The following is a 23,179-nucleotide window of genomic DNA, read 5'->3' as shown; positions in this document are numbered from 1 at the left end:
GTCGAGGAACTCACCCAGAAGGACATCGGCGAGCGCCTCGGCGTCTCCCAGATGCACGTCTCCCGGCTCATCTCCCGCCTGCTGACCCGCCTGCGCAGCGGCATGCTCGACCACGCATAAGAGGCACGCGCGCCCTTGGTCTATCCTTCGTTGGTTGTCGTACGACAATCAGTACGGCGTGGCAGAGGGATGGGACAGGGGAGGGATGGGGCCGATGCTATCGGACGGGCCTGGGGCTGCCGTCGTTCCCCCACCGTGGGCACCGCCGGCGGGTGAGCTGGCGGGCGACGGTGCGGTGTGGGCGTGGCAGGAACCGGCGGTACTGCTCATCGAGGACGACGCCGCCGACGCGCTGCTGGTCGAGGAGCTGGTCGCGGACAGTACGCCGGGCATGCGGCTGACCTGGGCGCGTTCGCTCGGTGAGGCCCAGGCGGAGCTGGCGCACGGGCGGCCGGACTGCGTCCTGCTCGATCTCCACCTGCCCGACGCGCAGGGGCTCGACGCGCTGGAGCGGGTGCTGCGGGCGGCCGACGGGGTCGCCGTCGTGGTCCTGACGGGCCTGGCGGAGGAGCAGACGGGGCTGGCGGCGGTGGCGGCCGGTGCCCAGGACTACCTGGTCAAGGGCCGCGTCGAGCCCGAGCTGTTCGGCCGGGCGGTGCGCTACGCGATCCAGCGCAAGCAGGCCGAGCAGGCCGCGGCGGCCTTGCAGGCGAGCCAGATGCGGGCGCAGGAGAACTCCCGCCTGGAGCGGGGCCTGCTGCCCACCCCGCTCCTGCGGCCCGACTGCCGGGTGCAGGTGGTGGCGCGGTACCGCCCGGGGCGCGCGCACGCCCTGCTGGGCGGTGACTTCTACGACGTGGTGCAGTCGGCGGACGGCACCGTGCAGGCGCTGATCGGTGACGTCTCGGGGCACGGCCCGGACGAGGCGGCCCTGGGGGTGGCCCTGCGGATCGCCTGGCGCACCCTGGTCCTCAGCGGTGCCGGCACGGCGCGGCAGCTGCGCATGCTGGAGGAGATCCTGAGCGCCGAGCGCTCCGGTACGGAGGTCTTCGCCACCTTGACCGTGGTGTCCTTGTCCCCGGACGGGGAGACGGCGGGCGTGACCCGTGCCGGGCACCCCGGTCTGCTGCTGCGGTCCGGTTCCCGGGTGGAACGGGTGGAGGTACCGGGCGGGCCGGCCCTGGGGATCCTGCCGCCCGGCGAGTTCGCCTGGCCGGCCCACGAGCTGCGGCTGCCGGCCGGGGCGGGGCTGGTGCTGTTCACCGACGGCCTGTTCGAGGGCCGCATCGGCGAGGGCAACGAACGGCTGGGCGAGGAGGGCCTGCTGCGGCTGGCCCGGGACGCGGGGACGCTCCGCCCGGACGCGTTCGTCGACGCGCTCATCGACGGGGCCGAGGCACTGGCGGAAGAAGACGGGGGCCTGCTCGACGACGTCGCCGTAGTGCACCTGACCCGAGAACGAGAAACGACCGAGGACCGATGACCACAGCACCCGTCCGACCGACGACCCCACCGGGGCGCGGGCATGCCCTCACCGTGCAGGGCTGGTTCCTCCTGGTCCTCGGCTTCATGGCCGTCCTGGTGGTGGCCGGCACCGTGGTGGGCGCCCATCTGCTCGACCGCACCGCACAGGTCACGGACCAGATGACCGACCAGATCCAGCCGGCCCGCGCCGAGGCGTACCGGTTGCAGACGGCGTTGGTGAACCAGGAGACCGGCGCGCGCGGCTACGCCATCACCGCCGACCGCCGGTTCCTCGCCCCCTACACCGAGGGCAAGGAGGGCGAGGCGGACTCGGCCGCGCGACTGGGCCGGCTGCTCGCGGGCCGCGAGGAGCTGCTCGACGACGCACAGGCCGTCCAGCGAGCCGCGGCCTCGTGGCGTCGCGACTACGCCGACCCGCTGGTGGCCAGCGTGAAACAGGGCGACCCGCGCCCTGCCGACAGCCGGGCCGCCGGACGCGGCAAGGAGGCCTTCGACCACATCCGGGCCCTGTTCGAGACGCAGAACCGGCACCTCGCGCAGGCCCGGGACGCCGGTCACACCGAACTGGTCGAGGTCCGCACCCAGCGCAACTGGGTGCTGTCGGCGCTGGTGGCCGCCTTCCTGCTCAGCGGTATGCTCCTGGCCGCCCTGATCCGCGTCCTGGTGGCGCGGCCCCTGTCCCGGCTGCGCTCGGCCTCCCGCCGGGTCGCGGACGGCGACTTCGACGAGCACATCGAGGCACACGGACCGTCCGACGTGCGCTCGGTCGCCGAGGCCGTGGAAGACATGCGCCGCCGCGTGGTCGCCGAACTCGACGCCTCGCAGCAGGCGCGGCAGCGGCTGGTCGAACAGACCGCCGACCTGGACGCCCACGCCGAGGAACTGCGCCGGTCCAACGCCGAACTGGAGCAGTTCGCCTACGTCGCCTCCCACGACCTCCAGGAACCGCTGCGCAAGGTGGCGTCCTTCTGCCAGCTGCTGGAGAAGCGCTACGGCGACAAGCTGGACGAGCGCGGTGTCCAGTACATCGACTTCGCGGTCGACGGCGCCAAGCGCATGCAGGTCCTCATCAACGACCTGCTCACCTTCTCCCGGGTCGGACGCCTCAACGACGCCCACGTGTCCGTGCCCCTCGACGCCGCCCTGGACAAGGCACTGGCCAACCTCGCCACCGCCGTCGAGGACGCCGGGGCCCGCATCGAGCGCCCCGAGAAGCTGCCCGAGATCACCGGCGACCCCACCCTGATGGTGATGCTGTGGCAGAACCTCGTCGGCAACGCCGTCAAGTTCCGCCGGCCCGATCAACCCGCCGAGATCCGCATCACCTGTGACGAGGTCCCCGACGGTGCGGAAGGGCGGGGCTGGCAGCTGTGCGTCAGCGACAACGGCATCGGCATCCCGGAAGAGTTCGCCGAGAAGGTCTTCGTCATCTTCCAACGGCTGCACGGCCGCGACGCCTACAGCGGGACCGGTATCGGCCTGGCCCTGTGCAAGAAGATCGCCGAGCACCACGGCGGCAGAATCTGGATCGACACCGGCTACACCGAGGGCACCCGATTCTGCTTCTCCCTGCCGGCGCCCGACACGGACCAGCCCGAACCCACGCCCCTCCTGGAAGGAACCTCCTCATGAGGACCCCCGCGCAGCCCATCGACGTCCTGCTCGTCGAGGACGATCCCGGTGACGAGTTGATGACCCGCGAGGCGTTCGAGGACAACAAGATCGGCAACACCCTGCACGTCGTCCGCGACGGCGAGGAAGCCCTCGACTTCCTCTACCGCCGCGGCGCCCACGCCGAGGCGCCCCGGCCGGATCTGATCCTGCTGGACCTGAACCTGCCCAAGTACGACGGGCGCCAGGTCCTGGAGAAGATCAAGAGCGAGGAGGAGCTCGCGCACATCCCGGTCGTGGTGCTGACCACCTCGGCCGCGGAGGAGGACATCCTGCGCAGCTACAAACTGCACGCCAACGCCTACGTCACCAAGCCCGTCGACCTGGACCAGTTCATCGCCGCCGTCCGGCAGATCGACGACTTCTTCGTCCAGGTCGTCCGCCTCCCGCACCGTCACTGACGGCAGGGGTCCTCGCAGCCGAAGAGGGGCGCGTATCCCGGTGGCAGCTGGGTCAGGATCCGGCGCAGCAGCGGTTGTTCCGCCGTGGCCGCCACCGTCGGCAGGACGGCCCTGACCGCACGGCGGGCCTCGGCCGGCGTGCCCGTTCCCACGGCCACCGCGTCGAGGAAGCCGGCCGGGGTCAGCGGCTCGTGTGCCGGGACGGCCTCGGTCAGCCACGGCGTCGTGCGCGGCGGCGGCAGCGACGCCAGGTCGGTCCGGTCGTCTCCCACGAATGACGACGCCGTTCACCGGCAGTCAGGTGCTCCGCGGTCGCGGACCAGTCGAAGTTGTCGCCGAAGATGGCGTACGCGGGCTCCAGCTGAGCGCCCAGTTCGTACTCGGGGCGGCTGCACGAACGGCCGGGCAGGAGCTGCCACTGCATCTCGGCCGCCAGGGTGAGCCGGTCGCTGCGGCGCGCCTGGAGATACAGGTCGGTGTCCCTCTCCGCCACCACCACCTCACGCCCGAGCACCTCGGCGATCTCGGCCAGGTCGGTCAGGCAGCCGCGCACGTGGTCCCCGCCCGGCAGCACCACCGACAGCACGCCGAGCCGGTCGCCGCGCACGCTCACCGGCAGATGGACGCGGACCAGCCCGCCGCCCGGCGCGTCCTCCGTGAACGGCTCCTGGGCGCCGAGGCCCGGTCCTCCGCACTGTTGTGCACCGACACCGGTTCCAGGGTGTGGGGCAGTACGGAGAAGTCCAATCATTGTGCGTGGCATGCCGAGAATATGGCGACATGTGCTCGAAGCGGGGAGGTCAGGTGTCCGAATCTCTGGTAGGAGCGCGCTCCTAGTACGCTGACACCCGTCCCAGTGTCTGCGAGAGTATGAATGTGAGTACGACCCGCCCCGGCCCACAGCCCGACGAGGTCGCCCGCGTGACCTCAACGGCCGCGGAGCTCCTGGAAGTGCTCTGGGGCCGCGCCTCGACGGCTCCCGCCTCGGCCTCCCAGCTGCGCGTCCTGCTCATCCTCGAACACCACCAGGGCATCAACCTGCGCACCCTGGCCGACTCGCTCGCCTCCACGCCGCCCTCCACCAGCCGGCTGTGCGACCGGCTTCAGGCCATCGGGTTCGTCGAGCGCGTGGTGAGCCCGTCCGACCGCCGCGAGGTGCGCCTGCTCCTCAGTGGCCGGGGCCGGGACTTCCTCGACGACCTGCGCGCCCGCCGGCAGCGCGAACTGCGGGCGGTGCTGGAGAACATGCCTGCGGCCAAGAGGGCCGCGCTGGTCGAGGGCCTGGAAGCCTTCTGCGACACCGCGGCAGACCGGATACACCACGAGGCCGCCTCCGAAGCCCGGTCCGCCTGATTCACTTCCGTCACGGATACCCCGCTTCCTCCCGAGCGCAGTTGTCAAACGACAACAGTCGCGTCCGTGTTCCCGTGGTCAATTGGACAATTTGTCATCCGACAACTATTCGTCCGCGGTGATCATTTCACTGGTCAGAGCCGTTCCTGGCGACCCGTCAGGCCGTAGGGACGTGGCTGAAAAGCAGCTATGGACGGCGTGAAACGCTCTGGATCGGTCGTAGAACGAACAGATCACGTCACAGTCGAGTCAGCAATGTGGCGACGAACCGCCTTTACCGGGCAGGGCATGTGATGACTCGCCAGTTCATGTGGTGACTTGTCGACCACAAGCGGGGTGGCTGATTCCTTTCTGTGTGCGGCAGAAGTTGCAGGGCATGCGGCGCTGCTTCGTGTGCCTCATGTGACAGCTTGTGTCGCCCCGGTGACCGCAAGGGTGGCCGGGTCTTTCCTGTGGGGGGAAGCTGATGCATCCGCGTGCTGGAGGCATGCCGTTCCGGCGTGCCCGGAGATCCTCGCGATACGGGCTCATAGCGGCCCTGGCGGCGCTGTCGCTGGTCGCTCCGGCGGCCCCGGTGTTCGCCGCGCCGACACCCGGGCCGACCGATCCGGGCACGACGTCGGCCTGGGGCAAGAAGACCGACTTCGAGGTGCCCCCGGTCAAGGTCGGCACGACCGAGCCGGTGGCCGGCAAGGCCGAGGCCGAGCCCACCGCGGAGCAGGCCGCGTGGCGCGCCGAGCAGAAGGAACGCGCCCGCACCGGTGAGGCGCCCCGGCCGCCGAAGGGCTCGTCCCGGTCCTCGGCGGCGGCCGCCGCCACGACGGTGTACGTGCCGGAGGACCAGGGAGCGGTGCCCTGGCACCAGATGTCGGACTTCCGGATCACCGACTCCCTGGTGGCACGGGTCAACCTGTCCACCGGCAACCTGATGCTCGCCGGGACCGATTTCGAGATCGCCGGCGTGGGCAAGAAGCTGCGGCTCGCGCGGACCTACAACTCCTTCGACGCGCCCTGGGGCAAGGTGTCGCAGCGGTGGTGGCAGGAGTACGAGCGCTACCTCCACCTCTTCACCAACGAGGCCGTCCTCTACGACGCCACCGGCGCCACCGTCCGCTTCACCAAGAACGCCGACGGCACCTTCACCACGCCCAAGGGCTACTCCAAGGACCTGAAGAAGAACGCGGACGGCACCTACACGCTGACCGACCGCAAGTCCGGCTCGAAGGACACCTACGACGAGCACGGCACGCTCACCAAGGTCACGGACAAGAACCACGGCACCGTCACGGTCGACCAGCACGACGAGGGCTCCGAGCACAAGGGCTTCAAGCTCACCGAGACCCGTTCGGGCCGCTGGATCGATCTGGTCAAGACGGACGCCAGCCAGTGGCAGGCCAAGGACCACACCGGCCGCACCGCCGTCTTCGACCTCGACGCGGCCGGGAACCTGGCGAAGACCACGGACACCGAGGGCAAGCCCACGGTCTTCGGCTACGACTCCTCCGACCGCCTGACGAAGATCGCCACCCCCGAGGGGCGGGTCACGGTCTTCACCTACGACGACGCCAACCGCGTCCGCTCCATGCTGCGCGCCACCGAGTTCGACGCGGCGGCCGGGCACACCGGCCCGACCTACACCTACGCCTACTCGGACGCCGACCCGTCGGCGGCGGGGACGACGACGGTCACCGACCCGGAGCAGCACGCGACCAAGTACGAGCACGGCGCGGACGGCGGTGTCACGAAGGTCATCGACGCCCTCGGCCACACGCGGAAGCGGACGTTCGACGCCAACCGCAACATCGACACCGCCGAGGACGCCATGGGCGTCGGCGGTACGGCCGGGAACGTCACCACCTACGGCTGGGACGCGCGCAACAACCCCACCTCCGCCAAGCTGCCCACCGGCGCCACCGCGTCCCTGACCGGGTATCAGACGATCGCCGGCGCGGACCTGCCCGGCAGCTTCACCACCGCCGACGGCGAGAAGACCGACTACACCTACGACACCGCCGGCAACACCAGGTCCGTGGCGGTGACGGGGACCGGGGGCGGCAAGCGGACCTTCGACTACAACCCCGCCACCCCCACCTGTGACGGCTTCGAGGGCCAGATCTGCAAGGCCACCACCACCGTGTCGGCCACCAAGTCGGTGTCCACGTCGTTCGACTACGACGCCGAGGGCAACCTGTCCAAGGTCGACCCGCCCGCCCCGCTGGGCGACACCACCTACACCTACGACGCCCTCGGCCGCCCCGAAACGGTCACCGACGGCCGCGGCATCAAGACGGTGTACCAGTACGACCACCGCGACCGGGTCGTCCTGGTCTCCTCGACCAACGACACGGTGCGCTACCACTACGACGGCGACGGCAACCTCCGCCAGCGCGACGACGGCACCGGCGTGACCACGTACGCGTTCGACCCGCTGTCCAGGGAGACGGTGCGCACCCTGCAGAACGGCTCGCAGACCAAGCTCACCTACACCCCGGCCGGCAACGTCGACACCTACCAGGACCCGGCCGGCGTCACCGACTACACCTGGAACGAGGTCAACAAGCTCACCGAGCTGAAGGACCCGACCGGCAGGACCAGCACGTACAAGTACAACGCCAACGACTTCCGCACCACGACCGCCTATCCGGGCGGCACCGTCCAGACGGTGACCCCGGACAAGTCGAGCCGCCCGGAGAAGATCAAGGCGACCTCGTCCAAGGGCACCCTGGTCGACCTGGCCTACTCCTACGCCAACGCGGGCAAGGACGGCGCCAGGGTCCGCACCCGCACCGACGCGGTCAGCGGCATGAAGACCACCTACACCTACGACAGCGCCGGCCGCTTCTCCTACGCCAGGGAGGACAAGGGCACCACGCTCAACTCCTCCTGGCAGTACTGCTACGACCAGGCCGGCAACCTCACCAGCCAGGGCGTCGAACAGGGCTGCCCGCGCGGCACCACCTACAGCGTCAACGACGCCCATCAGATCACCGCGAAGAACGGCTCGACGGCCAACTGGTCCTACGACAAGACCGGCAACGAGACCGCCGGCGCCTCCACCCCCGAGGGCACCCGCACCGGCGAGACCTGGACCGACTACAGCCAGCTGACCTCGGTCACCGTCGGCGGGAAGACCTACACCGGCCAGTACGGCTCCACCGACCAGAGCGAGCGGATCAGGCTCGGCGACACCTTCTTCCACAACGGCCCGCTCGGGCTGTCGGCCAAGACCACCGCGGGCGTGGACATGGGATTCAACCGGGAACCCGGGGGCACGCTGAACTCCATGACGACCGGGGGCACGTCGTACTACTACCTCACCGACGCGCTCGGTTCCGTCGTCGCGCTCGCCGACGAGACCGGCACCAAGGTGAACACCTACGGCTACAGCCCCCGCGGCGTGCAGCGCGCCACCACCACCGAGAAGGTCTCCCAGCCGTACCGGTTCGCCGGCGGCTACCAGGACCCGACCGGCCTGTACCACTACGGGGCCCGCTACTACGACCCCAACATCGGCCGCTTCACCAGCCCCGACCCCTCCGGCCAGGAGAAGAACCCCTACCTCTACGCCGAAGGCGACCCCGTCAACCGCATCGACCCGAGCGGCCTGGCCTCCCATGGCCTGAACCTTGAGGTGTGTGCCTTCGGAGGCTGTCTCGGAGGGGGTGTCAGCGTCAACGACGACGGTGCGATCCACCCCAGCGTCTCCGTGGGCGCCGGCACGCCGGGAGTGAGCGGAGGGTACGAGGCGAGCGCCAGTGACGCCTCCGCCGGCTGGACCGGAGAGGTGGAGTGCTCCGCGGGTTACTACCGCGCGTCGGCCAGCACGCAGGGCGATACATCGGCCGGTGCCAGCACTTCCTACAGCGCCAAGCCGGGATGCTCGGCGAAGATCAAGAAGACCTGGTAACGAGAGGACGAGAGATGCGTGCAGTGGAACTGGCGGCTCCGGGCGGAGGGCCCGACGGCCCGCCCTGGCTCGGCATCGCCTTCGGTGTCCTGGTGGCCGTCGGAGCCGTCTTCTTCGCTGTGAGCCTCCTGCGCGGGCGCGGGAAGTAAGGAGCACTCGGGCAGTGAAGTGCCCGCGCCCTTCGCGCACGTTCGGTGAGGCGTCGGTCCCGGCCCCGGGAGGGGACCGGGACCGGCGCCTCCGACGTTCGAACGGCGTAGGCGGCTGGCGGCCGATGACGTCCTCGCCCACGCTGGTCGGACGGGCGGCCAAGCTGCGTACGCGTCGGAACGGTGGAGGAAGTCGTGATCGCTGACCGGATGAACGGGAAGGGCGCGCTCGCACGGCTCGTGGCCGCCGCGGCCGAGATGTCGTCGGACGCGGTCGAGTACCTGGAGAACGACCCGCAGACCGCCGGGCTGGGCAAGGCGGTCGAGGAGTTCCGGGCCGACGCCGCGGTCCGGCCGCCGTACGGAGCGGTCCTCCAGGAGGCGGCCAACCTCGACCGGCTCGTCACGAGCCTGGAGGCCAAGACCTCGGCAGGCACCTGACCCGGTGCGGCGAGCCGCTACGGGGCCGGCCGGGCCCGGCGTCCGAAGAGGATGCCGCGCGGTTCCGGTGGCGGGGGAGTGCCGCGTTTGAGCGGCCAGGCGAGAAGCATGCCGACCGCGAAACCGACCACGTGGGCCACGTAGGCGACGGTGCCGGCGTCGGACACGCCCTGGCCGCCGGAGTAGAACGCCTGGAGCACGAACCACAGGCCCAGGACGATCCAGGCGGGCAGCCGCAGCGGCAGGAAGATCAGGAAGGGGACGAGGACCCAGACGCGGGCCCTCGGATACAGCACCAGGTAGGCGCCCAGCACCCCGGCGATCGCACCGGACGCGCCGATCAGCGGGGCGCCCGAGTCGGCGTTGAGGAGCGCGAAGCCGTAGGTCGCCGCGTAGCCGCACACGCCGTAGAACAGCAGGAAGCGGATGTGGCCCATGCGGTCCTCGACGTTGTTGCCGAAGATCCACAGGAAGAGCATGTTGCCCAGCAGGTGCAGCCAGCCGCCGTGCAGGAACATCGCCGTCAGGACGCTCAGCTCCGGCGACTTGTCGTAGCCGGGCGGCGCGACCACGCAGCCGGGCCCCTGCGGGCCGACCCCGACGGCACCCGTGGGCACCAGGCGGGGCATCCGGTGCTGGAGCAGCTCCTGCGGCACCGCCGCCCAGTGGTCCAGGAACGCCTGGAGGTCGCACAGCTGCGCGAGGCTGCCGTCGCCCGTCGCCGACCCGGTCATGCCGGGGGTGAACAGGAACACCAGGATGTTCGCGAGGATCAGGGCGTACGTCACCCACGGGGTGCGGCGCGCCGGGTTCACGTCATGGACGGGGATGACCACCAGACACTACTGCCCGCCCGGCGGACGGTGAACCGGTCGGCCCGTTGAACGCGCCCGTCCGTGTGTACGTATGCCCTCTCAACCGCCCGAGGCCCGGGGAAGGCCGGGCCCGGGGACGACGTGAGGAAGTGGCGATGAACGAACGGGTCACACCGGCTCCGGCGATGCACGCCCTGCCCGACGGCGAGGCCGAGGTCGCCCTCGTGCTGCGGCTGCCCTGGGAGGACGTCGCCCGGCTCGGTCAGGATGCGGGACGGCTGGCCGCGCAGATGCAGCGGCCGGTGACCCTGGACGAGGCGGTGAGCCACCGGCTGCGCACCACCCGGGCCGCGACGCACGCCAGGCCGGCCGGTGAGCAGCCGCCCGCCGCGGCGACCGCCCCGACGCCGTTGACCGCGCCGGGCTCGGTGTCCTCCCTGCCCGCCCGGCCCCCGGCCGAGCAGGCCCGGCAGGCCATCGACCGCATCAACGGGACGGCCTGACCGGCGGCGCCTCAGCGCTGCTCCTCGACCGCCCTCGCCGCCTTGCGCGCGGCCACCAGCACCGGGTCCCACACCGGGGAGAAGGGCGGCGCGTAGCCCAGGTCCAGGGCGGTCATCCGCTCGACCGTCATCCCGGCCGTGAGGGCCACCGCGGCGATGTCGACCCGCTTGCCCGCGCCCTCACGGCCGACGATCTGCACACCGAGCAGCCGCCCGGTGCGCCGCTCGGCCAGCATCTTCACGGTCATCGGGGAGGCGTCCGGGTAGTAGCCCGCGCGGCTGGTGGACTCGACGGTCGCCGTCACGAACCGCAGCCCCGCCCGCAGCGCGTCCTTCTCCCTGAGGCCGGTCCGCGCGATCTCCAGGTCGCAGACCTTGCTGACCGCCGTGCCCACCACGCCCGGGAAGGTGGCGTAGCCGCCGCCGACGTTGGTGCCGATGACCTGCCCGTGCTTGTTGGCGTGGGTGCCGAGCGGGATGTGCCGCTCCTGACCGGAGACCAGGTCGAGCACCTCCACGCAGTCGCCGCCCGCCCAGATGTTCTCGTGGCCGCGCACCCGCATCCCCAGGTCGGTCAGCAGCCCGCCGTGCGCGCCGAGCGGCAGCCCCGCGGCCCGGGCGAGCCCCGTCTCGGGCCGGACGCCCACGCCGAGGACCACCACGTCCGCCGGGAACTCGGCGTCCTCCGTCGCCACCGCGCGGACCCGGCCGTCGTCCCCGGTCAGCACCTTGGTGACCTCGGCGCCGCCGACCATGGTGATGCCGAGACCCTCCATCGCCTCGTGCACCAGGCGGCCCATGTCCGGGTCGAGCGTCGACATCGGCTCCCGGCCGCGGTTGACGACCGTCACGTCGTAGCCGCGGTTGATCAGCGCCTCGGCCATCTCCACGCCGATGTACCCGGCGCCCACGACCACCGCGCGCCGGCCCCGCGTGCGGGCCAGCGTGTCGAGCAGCGCCTGCCCGTCGTCCAGCGTCTGCACCCCGTGCACACCGGGCGCGTCCATCCCCGGCAGCTCCGGCCGGATCGGCCGCGCCCCGGTCCCGATCACGAGCTTGTCGTACGACGTCCAGGACTCGGCCCCGGAATCGACGTCACGCGCGCGGACCCGTCCCCCGGCCACGTCGATCTCCGTGACCTCGGTGCGCATCCTGAGGTCGATGTCCCGGGCGCGGTGCTCCTCGGGCGTGCGCGCGACGAGCTGGTCCCGTCCGGACACGTCGCCGCCGACCCAGTACGGGATGCCGCACGCCGAGTACGAGGTGAAGTGACCGCGCTCGAACGCCACGATCTCCAGCTCGTCCGGACCCTTCAGCCGACGCGCCTGCGACGCCGCGGACATTCCCGCGGCGTCGCCGCCGACGACGACCAGCCGTTCCCTCGTACCGCGCGCGGCGCCCCTGCTCATGCTCATGCGAACACGCTACGCGGGCGGGGTGTTGCGGCCCCGCCCGCCGTCCTCCCCACCCGGGGCCGGTGCCGGACGGCGCGGCAGCCGGGGGCGGACGACCCGCAGCCACAGCAGCGCGAGCAGCGCCGCCACCGCGGCGAACGGCAGCACCGCGCCGAGCACCACCGCGACCCAGCGCAGCATCGTCACGAAGGCGTCCCAGCCGCCGGCCAGCGCGTCCACGAACCCGGGGTCGTCGTCCTCCTTCTTCTTCTCGTGCTTCACCGGGGTCTCCGACAGGGAGAGGGTGATGGTGGCGAGGCTCGTGCGGTCCTTCAGGGCGGCCTGCCGGGCGAGCAGCGCCTCCAGCTCCGCCTGACGGGTGCTCAGCTCACCCTCCAGGGCCACCACGTCGCTCAGCTTCGTCGCCCGGTCCATCAGCTCGCGGACCCGGGCCACACTGGCGCGCTGCGACTTCACGCGGCTGTCCACGTCCACCACCTGGTCGGTGACGTCCTCGGCCTTCGCGTTCCGCCGGATCAGCTTCCCGGCGCCCTCCAGGTCGTCGAGCACGTCCTCGTACCGCTCCACCGGCACGCGCAGCGTCACCTCGGTCCGCTCGTGGCCCTCGGCGTCCCGGGTGGTGGACTCGTCGCCGACGTAACCGCCGGCGTTCTCGGTCGCGGTGCGGGCCGCGTCGAGCGCCTCGGGCGTGTCCTCGACCTGGACGCTCAGGGAGACGGTGCGGACGAGGTGGGCCGGGGCGAGCTTCGGCGGGGCGCTCGCGTCGGCGCCGTCGGCCCGGCCCGCACCGGTCGCGCCGCTCCCGTCGTCGGCCTGCGAGCCCTCGGCGCGCCCGCCCTCCTGCGGCGCGGCGGCCTTGGCGCCGCTGTCCGAGCCGGAGCCGGCGTCCGACCCGCTGCAACCGGTCAGGGCGAGCGCCGTGACCAGCAGCAGACCTGCCAGGGCGCGGGCGGGCGGCACGGCCCTTCTCGTCGTCGCTCGTCGTCTCTGCATCGTGGGTCCCCCCGGGTCGTAGCGACTGATGTCTCTACGACGCACGAGGGGGCTCGCACGACGGCGCGGAACGGTCCCGAAGAGATCACGGTCCGGACTCGCGGGACGCACGGGTGGGCGCACACGCGGGTTCCGGGGTCTGAGACGCTGGGGACATGAGCGCGAGCGAGACCACGGCGGGCGAGTTTCCCCCGGCAGAGGAACCTGGACACGTAGTCGTCGTAGGGGCCGGTGTCGCCGGACTGGCCGCCGCCCACCGCCTGCTGGAGGGCGGCGCCCGGGTGACCGTCCTGGAGGCGTCCGGCCGGGTCGGCGGCAAGCTGCTGCCCGGCGAGATCGCCGGAGTGCGCGTCGACCTCGGCGCCGAGTCGATGCTGGCCCGCCGCCCGGAGGCCGTCGGCCTGGCCCGCGCGGCCGGACTCGCCGACCGCCTCCAGCCGCCGTCCACCGCATCGGCCTCGCTGTGGACCCGCGGTGCCCTGCGCCCCATGCCCAAGGGCCACGTCATGGGCGTCCCCGGCACCGCCGCCGCCCTGTCCGGCGTGCTCTCCGCAGAGGGCCTGGCCCGCATCGAGCGCGACGCCGAGCTGCCCCGCACCGAGGTCGGCGACGACGTGGCCGTGGGGGAGTACGTCGCCGCTCGGCTGGGCCGCGAGGTCGTCGACCGCCTCGTCGAACCCCTGCTGGGCGGCGTCTACGCGGGCGACGCCTACCGCATCTCCCTGCGCTCGGCCGTGCCCCAGCTCTTCGAGGCCGCCCGCACCCACACCTCCCTCACCGAGGCGGTGCGCGCCCTCCAGGGCCGGACGGCCACCTCCCCGCCGAGCGGCCCGGTGTTCATGGGCATCGAGGGCGGCATCGGCACCCTCCCGCTCGCCGTCGCCGCGTCGGTCCGCGCCCGCGGCGGCGAGATCGTCACCGGCGCGCCCGTCACGGAGCTGCGCCGCACCGCGTCCGACGGCTGGCGGATCGTCGCCGGCGACCGGGTGCTGCACGCCGGCGCGGTCGTCGTCGCCGTCCCCGCCCGTCCCGCCGCCGAACTGCTGCGCGCCGAGGCGCCCGCCGCCGCGGCCGAGCTGGCCGCCGTCGAGTACGCCTCGATGGCCCTGATCACGCTCGCCTACCGCCGCTCCGACGCCGCCGCCCTCCCCGACGGCAGCGGCTTCCTCGTACCGCCGGTCGACGGGCACACCATCAAGGCGTCCACCTTCGCCTCCCGCAAGTGGGGCTGGATCGCCGACGAGGACCCGGAGCTGGTGGTCCTGCGCACCTCGGTCGGCCGGTACGGCGACACGGAGATCCTCGGCCGCGACGACGCGGGCCTCGTCGCCGTCTCCCGGCACGACCTGGCCGAGGCCACCGGGCTGACCGCCGCGCCGGTCGCCACCCGGGTCACCCGCTGGCAGGACGGCCTGCCGCAGTACCCCGTCGGCCACCACGCGCGCGTGGCCCGCGTCCGCGAGCACGTGGCGAAACTCCCGGGACTCGCGGTGTGCGGCGCGGCGTACGACGGCGTCGGCATCCCGGCGAGCATCGCGAGCGCCTACGCGGCCGTCGACCAGATCCGGGGCGACCTGCGCGGTGTGGAGCAGCTCACGGCCCACCCGGTGCAGAGCCTGCACGGCGGAGCGGGAGAATAGGGCCATGAGTGACGACGCCTCCACCCCCGCGGCCGAGCGCATCCCCAACAAGGGCAAGCTGGCCAAGGACCTCAACGAGGTCATCCGCTACACCCTCTGGTCCGTCTTCAAGCTCAAGGACACCCTCCCCGAGGACCGCGCCGGGTACGCCGACGAGGTCCAGGAGCTGTTCGACCAGCTCGCCGCCAAGGACGTGACGATCCGCGGCACCTACGACCTGTCCGGTCTGCGCGCCGACGCCGACCTGATGATCTGGTGGCACGCCGAGACCGCCGACCAGCTCCAGGAGGCGTACAACCTCTTCCGCCGCACCAGGCTCGGCCGCGCACTGGAGCCGGTCTGGTCGAACATGGCGCTGCACCGCCCCGCCGAGTTCAACCGCTCGCACATCCCGGCCTTCCTGGCCGACGAGACGCCGCGGGACTACATCAGCGTCTACCCGTTCGTGCGCTCCTACGACTGGTACCTGCTGCCCGACGAGGACCGCCGCCGCATGCTCGCCGACCACGGCAAGATGGCCCGCGGCTACCCGGACGTCCGCGCCAACACGGTCGCCTCCTTCTCGCTGGGCGACTACGAGTGGATCCTCGCCTTCGAGGCCGACGAACTGCACCGCATCGTCGACCTCATGCGCCACCTGCGCGCCTCCGAGGCCCGCCGCCACGTCCGCGAGGAGATCCCGTTCTACACGGGGCGCCGCAAGGACATCGGCGAGCTGGTCGCCGGGCTGGCCTAGTCGACGCCGCCTGATCCGTCAGGCTCTCGGCTTCGGTTCCGGGCGTGGGGCGCACGATGTGTCCCGCGCCGGGAGGCGGCCCTCCAGCAGGTACGCCTCCAGGTGGCCGTTGACGCAGGCGTTGGGGCCGGCCGCGATGCCGTGCGTCCCCGCGTCCCGCTCGGTCACCAGGACCGAGCCCGCCAGCCGCCGCCGCAGCTCCAGCGCGCCCTCGTAAGGCGTCGCCGCGTCCCGTTCCGCGGCCAGGACCAGCGTCGGCGGCAGCTCACCCGGCCCGGTGCGCACGTCCAGGGGCTGCTGCCGGGGCGCCCGCCAGTAGGCGCACGGCAGGTTCGTCCAGACGTTGTCCCAGGTCTCGAACGGCGCCCGGCGGGCCAGCCGCGTGTTGTCCCGGTCCCAGACCTCGAAGTCGGTCGGCCAGGGCGCGTCGTTGCACTCCACGGCCGTGTACACGGCGTTGGAGTTCTCCGCCGCGACCGCGCCCTCCTCGGTCCGCGTCCCCGCCTGGTCGACCAGCGGCTGCGGATCACCCTTGAGGTACGCCGACAGCGCCTCGGCGCGGTGCGGCCAGTAGTCGTCGTAGTACCCGGCCTTCAGGAACGCCCCCTGCAACTGCGCGGGGCCCACCGTCCCGCCCGCGGGCTCGGCCGCCAGCCGTGCGCTCGCCTCGTCGTAGCTGTCCTGCACCTGCCGCGCCGTGTCCCCGAGCCCGTACACGGCGTCGTGCTCGGCGACCCACTCCTTGAAGTCGTCCCAGCGGTCCTCGAACGCCTCGGACTGGTCGAGGTTGTTGCGGTACCAGACCTGCTCGGGGTCCGGGTTCACCACCGCGTCGAACACCATCCGCCGTACGTGCGAGGGGAACAGCTCGGCGTACAGCGCGCCGAGGTAGGTGCCGTACGAGGCGCCCATGAAGGTGAGCCGCCGCTCGCCCAGCGCGGCGCGGACGACCTCCAGGTCCCGGGCGTTGTTGAGCGAGTGGTAGTGCCGCAGCGCCTGTCCGCCCCGTTCGGCGCAGTCGCGCGCGTACCGCTCGGCCTCGGCGGCGCGCTGCTCCTTGTACGCGTCCGAGGGCCGCGTCGGGGCGGGCCGGGGCCCCTTGAAGAAGTCTCCGGGGTCCTGGCAGGACAGCGGCGCGGAGGGCGTGACCCCGCGCGGGGCGTAGCCGACGAGGTCGTAGGCGGCGGCGATGCGCTTCCACTCGGGCACCATGCCCACCAGCGGGAAGTACAGCCCGGAGGCGCCGGGGCCGCCCGGGTTGAAGAGGAGGGCGCCCTGGCCGGGGACCTCGCGCCTGCCGTCGTCCGGGTCCTGGTGGGTGGCCCGCATCCGGCTGACGGTCAGCGCGATCCGCTTTCCGTCGGGGTGGGCGTAGTCCAGCGGCACGGACACGGTGCCGCAGCGCACGCCGCCCGGCAGTCCCTCCGCCTTCGGGCACCTGCCGAACTCGATCCCGGCCGCCGCCGCGCGCCGGGCGGCCACGGCGGTACCGCGCGCCTCGGCGGACCCGGGCCCGGCCGGGGGCACCGACTGGGCCGGGGTGGCGGCGAGGGCGGTCAGCAGCAAGGACCCGGCGGCCGAGTAGAGGGCGGCAGCTCGCATCGCGTATCCCTTCGGTGCACGGTGTGACACAAGGGATGTTTGGTGCGTCGGCCGGGCGGGGCAAGCACCGCCCGCGGGTGTCGCCGCCGAGTGCCTCCGTGCGCCCCCGGCGCGGTCAGACCCGGCGCTCCCCGTGGTCCCCGGCGTACTTCTCGCGGTGGGCGAAGGCAGCACGCAGGTCCGGTTCGCCGATCGCGTGGACGCCGCGCACGGCGACCGAGGTGAGGAAGGTCCGGTCGTCGGCCGTGCCGTCGGCCTGCCGGACGAGGGCGCCGATCAGCCGCTGCCCGGCGGGGGAGGCCCAGCGCGCGTACGGGTGGATCTCCATGCGGGTGATGGCGAGGCAGCCCAGGGTCAGGGCGAGCGGCAGCGCGAACCAGAGGGCGATGAGGAGACGCGGCTCGGTGGCGGGCAGCGGCAGCGCCAGGGCGACCAGGCCGAGCGCGCACACGGCCACCGCGGCGACCCGCACCCGCCGGACCCCGGCCGCGACGCCACCGGCGCCGTCGTCGGGGACCGCGAGGCCCGCCCCGACCAGCCGGTCGGCCAGGCTCCGTACCGCGTCGGCGGCGGCCGCGGCGGCCCGTACCGGCGCTATCCGCGACTGTCCCGAGGGTCCTATCGCGCCGATGACCGACCGCTCCAGGTCGTCCCGGCCGCACGGGTCGACCACGGTCGCCCAGCCGGTGTGCGCGAGCAGCAGCCGGCGCTGGCACGCCATCGAGACCAGCGTCAGGTCGGCCACCCGCCGCGGTCCGCCGGACAGGAACGCCGCCTCGTACAGCGTCAGCGTGTGCTCACGGACGACGGGGCGCGGTTCGACGGCCGCCGCGCGCACGGCCGCCAGGCACAGCCGCAGGCACGCGAGGCCGGCGACGGCCCAGGCCGACAGGAGGAAAAGGACCCAGAACATGCCGTACTTCTATGCCAAGGGCTTTCACCGGCGCCATGCCCTGTTCACATTCCGGGACGCAGCGTTGTGGGTATGTGACGTTCCGTTTGGTGATGTCCCCCCGAGGCCGCCCCCGGTTCAGCGGCGCAGCAGAACGCGCCTGGTCGCGCGGGCCAGCCGGACCCCGGGACGAGCCGAGCGCGGCACCGGCCCCGACCGCTCCAGCCACCACTCGCGCAACTCCCGCCGCACCCCAGGGTCCTCGTCCCCGAGGCCCGTCCGCAGCACGTGTGCGACGAAGTCGAGGGCGTCGCGCCGGTAGCCGCCGGTCATCGGGCAGCCCTGCGCGTAGGCGAGGAAGGCGGGCCGGTACCGCGCGCCCAGGATCACCGGCAGCTCGGGCGCGACCTTGCCGACCACGTCGGCCCGCTTCCCGGCCAGCGCCCGCGCCTGCACCCCCAGCCGCACCCGGTCGAACCCCTCGGGCGCGGGCGTCCCCGCGACCAGCGCGGACAGCAGCGCCGCCTGCGCCAGCCCGAGCCGCTGCCGTACGGCGTCGTCGGCGCCGGAGCCCGCGTCGGCACCGGTGCGCGAGGGGCGGGGGGCCGCCCCGCTCCCGGTGGCCGCCGCCCGCCCCCTCTGCACGGCGTCGCGGATCGCCTCCACCTCGCCGCGCAGCGCGTCGCCCTCGGGGAAGTTCTCGTCCCGCTCCAGCAGGACGCCCGGCGGTGCGACGCGCGAGGCGAGGTCGGTCAGGATGTCCAGCACCGGTTGCGGCACGGGGTGGGCGTGGCTGTCGTGCCAGACGCCGTTCCGCTCGAAGCCGCCCGCGACATGGACGTAGGCGATGGCCTCCAGCGGCAGCTCACCGAGCGCCCGGGCCGGGTCCTCGCCCAGGTTGACGTGGTTGGTGTGCAGGTTCGCCACGTCGATCAGCAGCCGCACGCCGGTCCGGTCGGCCAGCTCGTACAGGAACTGCCCCTCCGTCAGTTCCTCGTCCGGCCAGGAGACCAGCGCGGCGATGTTCTCCACGGCGAGCGGCACGGGCAGCGCGTCCTGGGCGATGCGCACGTTCTCGCACAGCACGTCGAGGGCGTCCCGGGTGCGGGGGACGGGCAGCAGGTGCCCCGCTTCCAGGCGCGGTGTGGCGGTCAGTGTCCCGCCCGCCCGGACGAACGCGATGTGCTCGGTGACCAGCGGCGACCCCAGGACCTCTGCCCGCTCGGCCAGCGCCGCCAGCCGCCCCGGGTCCGGCCGGTCCGCGCCGCCGAGCCCCAGCGAGACCCCGTGCGGCACGACGGTCACCCCGCGCTCGCGCAGCCGCAGCAGCGAGTCGGGCAGATGCCCGGGACACAGGTTCTCGGACACGGCCTCGACCCAGTCGATGCCGGGCATCCCCTCCACGACGTCCGCGATCTCCGGCCGCCATCCGATGCCGGTGCCCAGTCGCGCCAAACGCTTCATGGCCGCCTCCCCTCCAGCGCACATGTCGGGGGTATCGCCCACCCGGTCCGGGCCGAACCCCGGGCGGGGCATCTTCAGAGCTACATCTGAGGTTCCCGCCGCCGCAGCGCCGGGTGGTCCGCCACCACCGTGCAGGAGCCCGGCGCGATCTCCGTGAACCCGGCGTCGCGCACCACCGGCAGGCCGCCGGTGGTGAGGGCGGGCCAGCGGGCCGGGTCCGCGGTGCGCACCGCCAGCGGGAAGCCCGCGTCGCGCCAGGCCGTCCGCTCGCCGTCCGACAGCTCCCACCAGGCGAGCTGCGCGCCGTGGCCCGCCTGGGCCATCGCCTTGCCCGCCGACATCTCCAGGTCCGGGTTCATCCAGAGCACCGGCGCGCCGGGGTCGGCGCCGGGCGGCGGCTCGGGGTCGTCGAGGTCGGTGCCGGACACCTGGAGGCGGGCCAGGTCCTTGGGCCAGCCGTCCAGCGGAACGGGCGGGAAGACCCGCACCTCGGCCGCCTTGCCGGTGACCGTGATGCCGGGCAGCGCATCGGCCCGCCGCCACTCCGCGCCGCGGGCCCGCCGCACCACCTTGCGGATACGGGCGTCCTGCCAGTCCCGCACCGACTGGGCCCACGCGCCGTCACCGGCCGACCGTTCGTCGGCGAGCATCAGCAGCACCGCACGGGCCGCGGTCTCCAGCGCGTCGGTACGGGGCGGCGGCGCCGCCCGCTCGATGCGCACGACCAGCGGCAGCACGAACTGCGGCGCGAGGTCGCGGTCGCCGGGCTCGGGACGGAAGGGGCTGTCGGGGACGGGGGTGGGGACGGGAACGGGCGTCGTCGGGTCGTTGCTCACGCCCTACAGTCTGCCAAGCCGACGACCGGAGCCTGCCGAGTCTCCCGCCGGGGCCCGCCCGCCTCCCGTCCGAGCCCGCCGGGGCGGTGGTCGTCGCGGTGGCCGCGGTCGCCGCGGACTGTGCGCCGAGTTCGCGCAGGCCGTCAGCCTGAGCAGGCGGTGCGCTGCGCCTCCTGCCACTCGCACACCGGGCAGAGCGTGACGCCCTTGTACGACTCCGGGTACTCCGTGGGTTCCCGGCACAGGACGCATTCCGCGTACGGCGGGCCGTCGACCTTGGGCGGCCGGGGCGCCGTGTCGATCAGGCAGTAGCCGCCGGGCTCGCAGCCGGGGCCGTCGGGGCCGTCGGCGCCCGGGTCGTGTTCGCTGCTCATGTCTCCAGCGTAGGCCCGTCAGTGGCGGCCGTTCGCGGCGTCGATCAGCTCCGAGACCTTCACGAAGCGGTACCCCTGGCGGCGCAGCTCGGGCACCACCGTCCGTACCACTTCCTCCGTCACCGGGGCGGCGCTGCGCGTGCAGTGCAGGACGACGACCGACCCGGGCCGCACCTCGTCGAGCACCTGCCGGGTCACCGCGTCGGCGTCGGTGGCGAAGGCGTCCCCGCTCACCACGTCCCACTGCACGGCGGTGACGCCGGTGGCCGACAGCTCCTTGAGGGCGGCCCTGTCGTAGCAGCCGCCGGGGAAGCGGAAGTACGGCATCGGGTTCGGCACCCCGGCCTTCTCGAACGCGGTGTAGGCCCGTTCCAGGTCCGCGCGCATGCGGTCCTCGGACACGGTCGGCAGGCCGTAGCAGTCGTCGGTGTAGGCGTAGTGGCTGTAGGAGTGGTTGGCGATCTCGAACCGCGGGTCCCGGCCGATGGAGCGGGCCTCGTCCGGGTACTCCTCGGCCCAGCGGCCGGTCATGAACACCGTGGCCGGCACCTTCAGCTGCCGCAGCGCCGCGATCAGCCGGGGGTTGTCGAACCGTTCGCCCGACGCCGCCCGCGGCCCCTGGTCGGCGGTCATGTCGGCGTCGAAGGTGAGGGCGACCAGCTTGCCGTCCGGCGTGCCATCTGTGCGCGGGCCGTGTTCAAAGACCGGGGTGAGTCCCGCGGGGCCGGGGGCGAGGGTGGGCGTGCGGGAGGCGGAGGGGGACGCGGCGGGGACCGAGGGGGCCGGGCGGGGGGTCTGTTCGGCCCCGGTGGTTCCGCAGGCGGCGAGGGCGGCGCCCAGGACACCGAGCACGGCTGCGCGTCGTACGAGAGTGATCACCGTACGAACGTAGGAGCGGGATGTTCTGTTTGTATGACTAAGTCCGCCGACGTGCCGCCGTGCTCACCCGCCCGGCCCAGCCGCCGTCAGATGTCCCGCTGCTCCAGCGGCTTGGTCGCCGGTCCCTCCAGCACTGTGCCGTCCGTGGCGAAGCGGGAGCCGTGGCAGGGGCACTCCCAGGCGCGCTCGGCCGCGTTGAAGTCGACCAGGCAGCCCAGGTGGGTGCAGCGCGGCGAGACGGCGTGCAGGGCGCCCGCCTCGTCCCGGTAGACCGCGAGCCGGTCGCCGCCCGCCCGGACCACCGCGCCCTCGCCCGGCGGCAGCGCGTCCACCGGCGGCGCGGGCCGCAGCCGGTCGCCGACGAAGTGCCGGGCCACCTCGGCCTGCGTCTTGAGCAGCGCGGGTGCCTCACGCACCGCCGTGCGCAGTCGGCGCGGGTCGTACAGCCCGCTCCAGGCGCACTCCTCGCCGGTGATCTGCGCGGTGAGCAGCCGGCCCGCCATCATGCCGCCGCTCAGTCCCCAGCCGCCGAAGCCGGTGGCGACGTAGGTGTGATGCGCGCCCGGGTGCAGCGGGCCGGCCATCGGCACGGTGTCGGTGGGGTCGATGTCCTGCGTGGCCCAGGCGTGCGTGCGCTCGACGCCGGGGAAGTGCTCCTCCGCCCAGGAGGCCAGGCGGTCGAAGCGCTCGCGGGTGTCGCCCGTGCCGGGGGTGAAGTGCTCCCCGGTGACGACGAGCAGGCGGCGGCCCACGTCGTCCAGGGGCGCCGTACGCACCGAGCGGGTGTTCTCCTCCGGCGTGATGTACATGCCGTCGACGTCGCGGTCCGCCTCGATCGTCCCGGCGACGACCAGTTCGCGGCGCGGGGAGAGGCGGGCGAAGAGCAGTGCCCGGTCGAAGATCGGGTAGTGCGTGGCGACCACGACGTCCCGGGCGGTGACCGTCGCCCCCGCCTCGGTCCTCACCCGGCACGGCTCGCCCTCGTCCAGGCCCTGGACAGTGGTGTCCTCGAAGATCAGCCCGCCGTGCGCCTCCAGGTCCGCGGCGAGCGCCCGCAGGTACTTCAGGGGATGGAACTGGGCCTGCCCGGTCACCTTCACGGCGCCCGCCACCGGGAACGGCAGCCCGGTCTCCGTCACGAACGACGCCGGCAGCCCCGCCTCCTTCGCGGCCGCCGCCTCCGCCCGCACCTCGTCGACGCGGCCCGGATCGCGGACATAGGTGTACGCGTCGCGCGTCTCCCAGTCGCAGTCGATGCCCAGCTCGGCGACGATCCCGGCGGCGCGCTCGATCGCCTCGGACTGCGAGCGGGCGTACAGGCGGGCGCCCTCGGGGCCGCGGGTGCGGCGCAGCTTGTCGTAGACCAGGGTGTGCTGGGCGGTCAGCTTGGCGCTGGTGTACCCGGTGACCCCGGCGGCGACCCGCCCGGCCTCCAGGACCGCCACGCTCCGCCCGGCCCGCGCCAGCTCCCAGGCCGTGCTGAGCCCCGCGACGCCGGCGCCGATCACCGCGACGTCGACGTCGAGATCCTCGGCGAGCGCGGGGCGGGGCGCGCCGCCCGGTGCCGTCTGAAGCCAGTACGAGCCGTTGACCTGCACGTTCTGAGTCATGCGGCCCGGGTAC

Annotated in this window: 22 protein-coding genes and 1 pseudogene; 11 read left to right on the top strand and 12 right to left on the bottom strand. The window is 73.1% G+C overall.

Features of this window, described 5'->3' with window-relative positions; genetic code table 11:
* From ACIRGB_RS09235 to ACIRGB_RS09220, 4 genes are all read left to right on the top strand, one after another.
* On the top strand, window positions 1-120 hold a 120-nt coding region (locus ACIRGB_RS09235; RefSeq protein WP_403860652.1), incomplete at its 5' end, for a sigma factor-like helix-turn-helix DNA-binding protein.
* 85 nt (window positions 121-205) lie between these two features.
* Entirely contained in the window at window positions 206-1,483 is a 1,278-nt protein-coding gene (locus ACIRGB_RS09230) for a PP2C family protein-serine/threonine phosphatase (protein WP_403860603.1), read from the top strand.
* Complete coding sequence (locus tag ACIRGB_RS09225) at window positions 1,480-3,117, top strand: CHASE3 domain-containing protein (protein ID WP_403860600.1); 1,638 nt, start codon at window positions 1,480-1,482, stop codon at window positions 3,115-3,117. Before ACIRGB_RS09230 ends, ACIRGB_RS09225 begins: the two co-directional genes overlap by 4 nt.
* Window positions 3,114-3,557: a response regulator gene (locus ACIRGB_RS09220; protein WP_403860597.1), complete on the top strand. Its 444-nt coding sequence runs from the start codon at window positions 3,114-3,116 to the stop codon at window positions 3,555-3,557. Before ACIRGB_RS09225 ends, ACIRGB_RS09220 begins: the two co-directional genes overlap by 4 nt.
* Here the strand turns inward: ACIRGB_RS09220 and ACIRGB_RS09215 are convergent.
* Complete coding sequence (locus tag ACIRGB_RS09215) at window positions 3,551-3,829, bottom strand: DUF2267 domain-containing protein (protein ID WP_403860594.1); 279 nt, start codon at window positions 3,827-3,829, stop codon at window positions 3,551-3,553. The two genes, ACIRGB_RS09220 and ACIRGB_RS09215, sit on opposite strands and share 7 nt — an antisense overlap.
* 26 nt (window positions 3,830-3,855) lie before the next feature.
* Window positions 3,856-4,295: pseudogene (locus ACIRGB_RS09210) on the bottom strand (phosphatase); the annotation flags it as partial.
* 132 nt (window positions 4,296-4,427) lie between these two features.
* Between ACIRGB_RS09210 and ACIRGB_RS09205 the strand changes: the two are divergent.
* The 4 genes from ACIRGB_RS09205 (at window position 4,428) to ACIRGB_RS09190 (ending at window position 9,407) form a co-directional block, all read left to right on the top strand.
* The gene (locus ACIRGB_RS09205) at window positions 4,428-4,910 is read left to right on the top strand and encodes a MarR family winged helix-turn-helix transcriptional regulator (protein WP_403860591.1); all 483 of its coding nucleotides are present in this window, start codon (window positions 4,428-4,430) and stop codon (window positions 4,908-4,910) included.
* A gap of 487 nt (window positions 4,911-5,397) precedes the next feature.
* The gene (locus ACIRGB_RS09200; RefSeq protein WP_403860588.1) at window positions 5,398-8,817 is read left to right on the top strand and encodes an RHS repeat-associated core domain-containing protein; all 3,420 of its coding nucleotides are present in this window, start codon (window positions 5,398-5,400) and stop codon (window positions 8,815-8,817) included.
* A gap of 14 nt (window positions 8,818-8,831) precedes the next feature.
* Window positions 8,832-8,966 (top strand): hypothetical protein, encoded by a 135-nt coding sequence (locus tag ACIRGB_RS09195; RefSeq protein WP_403860585.1) that lies wholly within the window; start codon window positions 8,832-8,834, stop codon window positions 8,964-8,966.
* Window positions 8,967-9,161: 195 nt separating this feature from the next.
* Entirely contained in the window at window positions 9,162-9,407 is a 246-nt protein-coding gene (locus ACIRGB_RS09190) for a hypothetical protein (RefSeq protein ID WP_403860583.1), read from the top strand.
* Between the two features lie 17 nt (window positions 9,408-9,424).
* On the opposite strand, the gene ACIRGB_RS09185 is transcribed toward ACIRGB_RS09190, so the two are convergent.
* Window positions 9,425-10,243, bottom strand: a complete 819-nt coding sequence (locus tag ACIRGB_RS09185) for a rhomboid family intramembrane serine protease (RefSeq protein ID WP_403860580.1) — start codon at window positions 10,241-10,243, stop codon at window positions 9,425-9,427.
* Window positions 10,244-10,377: 134 nt separating this feature from the next.
* Between ACIRGB_RS09185 and ACIRGB_RS09180 the strand changes: the two genes are divergently transcribed.
* The gene (locus ACIRGB_RS09180; RefSeq protein ID WP_403860577.1) at window positions 10,378-10,725 is read left to right on the top strand and encodes a hypothetical protein; all 348 of its coding nucleotides are present in this window, start codon (window positions 10,378-10,380) and stop codon (window positions 10,723-10,725) included.
* 11 nt (window positions 10,726-10,736) lie between these two features.
* On the opposite strand, the gene ACIRGB_RS09175 is transcribed toward ACIRGB_RS09180, so the two are convergent.
* Together ACIRGB_RS09175 and ACIRGB_RS09170 are read right to left on the bottom strand one after the other, a co-directional pair.
* Window positions 10,737-12,140, bottom strand: coding sequence for an FAD-dependent oxidoreductase (locus tag ACIRGB_RS09175; protein ID WP_403860574.1), 1,404 nt, complete (start codon window positions 12,138-12,140; stop codon window positions 10,737-10,739).
* Between the two features lie 9 nt (window positions 12,141-12,149).
* The gene (locus ACIRGB_RS09170; protein ID WP_403860571.1) at window positions 12,150-13,133 is read right to left on the bottom strand and encodes a DUF4349 domain-containing protein; all 984 of its coding nucleotides are present in this window, start codon (window positions 13,131-13,133) and stop codon (window positions 12,150-12,152) included.
* 155 nt (window positions 13,134-13,288) lie between these two features.
* On the opposite strand from ACIRGB_RS09170, the gene hemG reads away from it, so the two are divergent.
* Both hemG and hemQ read left to right on the top strand, forming a co-directional pair.
* Complete coding sequence (hemG, locus tag ACIRGB_RS09165; protein WP_403860568.1) at window positions 13,289-14,773, top strand: protoporphyrinogen oxidase; 1,485 nt, start codon at window positions 13,289-13,291, stop codon at window positions 14,771-14,773.
* A gap of 4 nt (window positions 14,774-14,777) precedes the next feature.
* Entirely contained in the window at window positions 14,778-15,509 is a 732-nt protein-coding gene (gene hemQ / locus ACIRGB_RS09160; RefSeq protein WP_403860565.1) for a hydrogen peroxide-dependent heme synthase, read from the top strand.
* Window positions 15,510-15,527: 18 nt separating this feature from the next.
* Here hemQ and ACIRGB_RS09155 read toward each other — a convergent pair whose 3' ends face one another.
* From ACIRGB_RS09155 to ACIRGB_RS09125, 7 genes are all read right to left on the bottom strand, one after another.
* Entirely contained in the window at window positions 15,528-17,111 is a 1,584-nt protein-coding gene (locus ACIRGB_RS09155; RefSeq protein ID WP_403860562.1) for an alpha/beta hydrolase, read from the bottom strand.
* A 115-nt stretch (window positions 17,112-17,226) separates the two neighbouring features.
* Complete coding sequence (locus ACIRGB_RS09150) at window positions 17,227-18,024, bottom strand: TIGR04222 domain-containing membrane protein (RefSeq protein WP_403860559.1); 798 nt, start codon at window positions 18,022-18,024, stop codon at window positions 17,227-17,229.
* Between the two features lie 117 nt (window positions 18,025-18,141).
* Entirely contained in the window at window positions 18,142-19,458 is a 1,317-nt protein-coding gene (locus tag ACIRGB_RS09145; RefSeq protein ID WP_403860649.1) for a DUF692 domain-containing protein, read from the bottom strand.
* Between the two features lie 89 nt (window positions 19,459-19,547).
* The gene (locus ACIRGB_RS09140) at window positions 19,548-20,303 is read right to left on the bottom strand and encodes a peptidyl-tRNA hydrolase (protein ID WP_403860556.1); all 756 of its coding nucleotides are present in this window, start codon (window positions 20,301-20,303) and stop codon (window positions 19,548-19,550) included.
* Window positions 20,304-20,446: 143 nt separating this feature from the next.
* Window positions 20,447-20,677 (bottom strand): hypothetical protein, encoded by a 231-nt coding sequence (locus ACIRGB_RS09135; RefSeq protein ID WP_403860553.1) that lies wholly within the window; start codon window positions 20,675-20,677, stop codon window positions 20,447-20,449.
* 18 nt (window positions 20,678-20,695) lie between these two features.
* Complete coding sequence (locus ACIRGB_RS09130) at window positions 20,696-21,556, bottom strand: polysaccharide deacetylase family protein (RefSeq protein ID WP_403860550.1); 861 nt, start codon at window positions 21,554-21,556, stop codon at window positions 20,696-20,698.
* An 86-nt stretch (window positions 21,557-21,642) separates the two neighbouring features.
* Window positions 21,643-23,166: an FAD-dependent oxidoreductase gene (locus ACIRGB_RS09125; RefSeq protein ID WP_403860547.1), complete on the bottom strand. Its 1,524-nt coding sequence runs from the start codon at window positions 23,164-23,166 to the stop codon at window positions 21,643-21,645.
* Window positions 23,167-23,179: the final 13 nt, after the last annotated feature.

The organism is Streptomyces sp. NPDC102490 (assembly GCF_044765285.1).
GTDB lineage: Bacteria > Actinomycetota > Actinomycetes > Streptomycetales > Streptomycetaceae > Streptomyces.
This window is presented reverse-complemented; position numbering and strand designations above follow the sequence as displayed.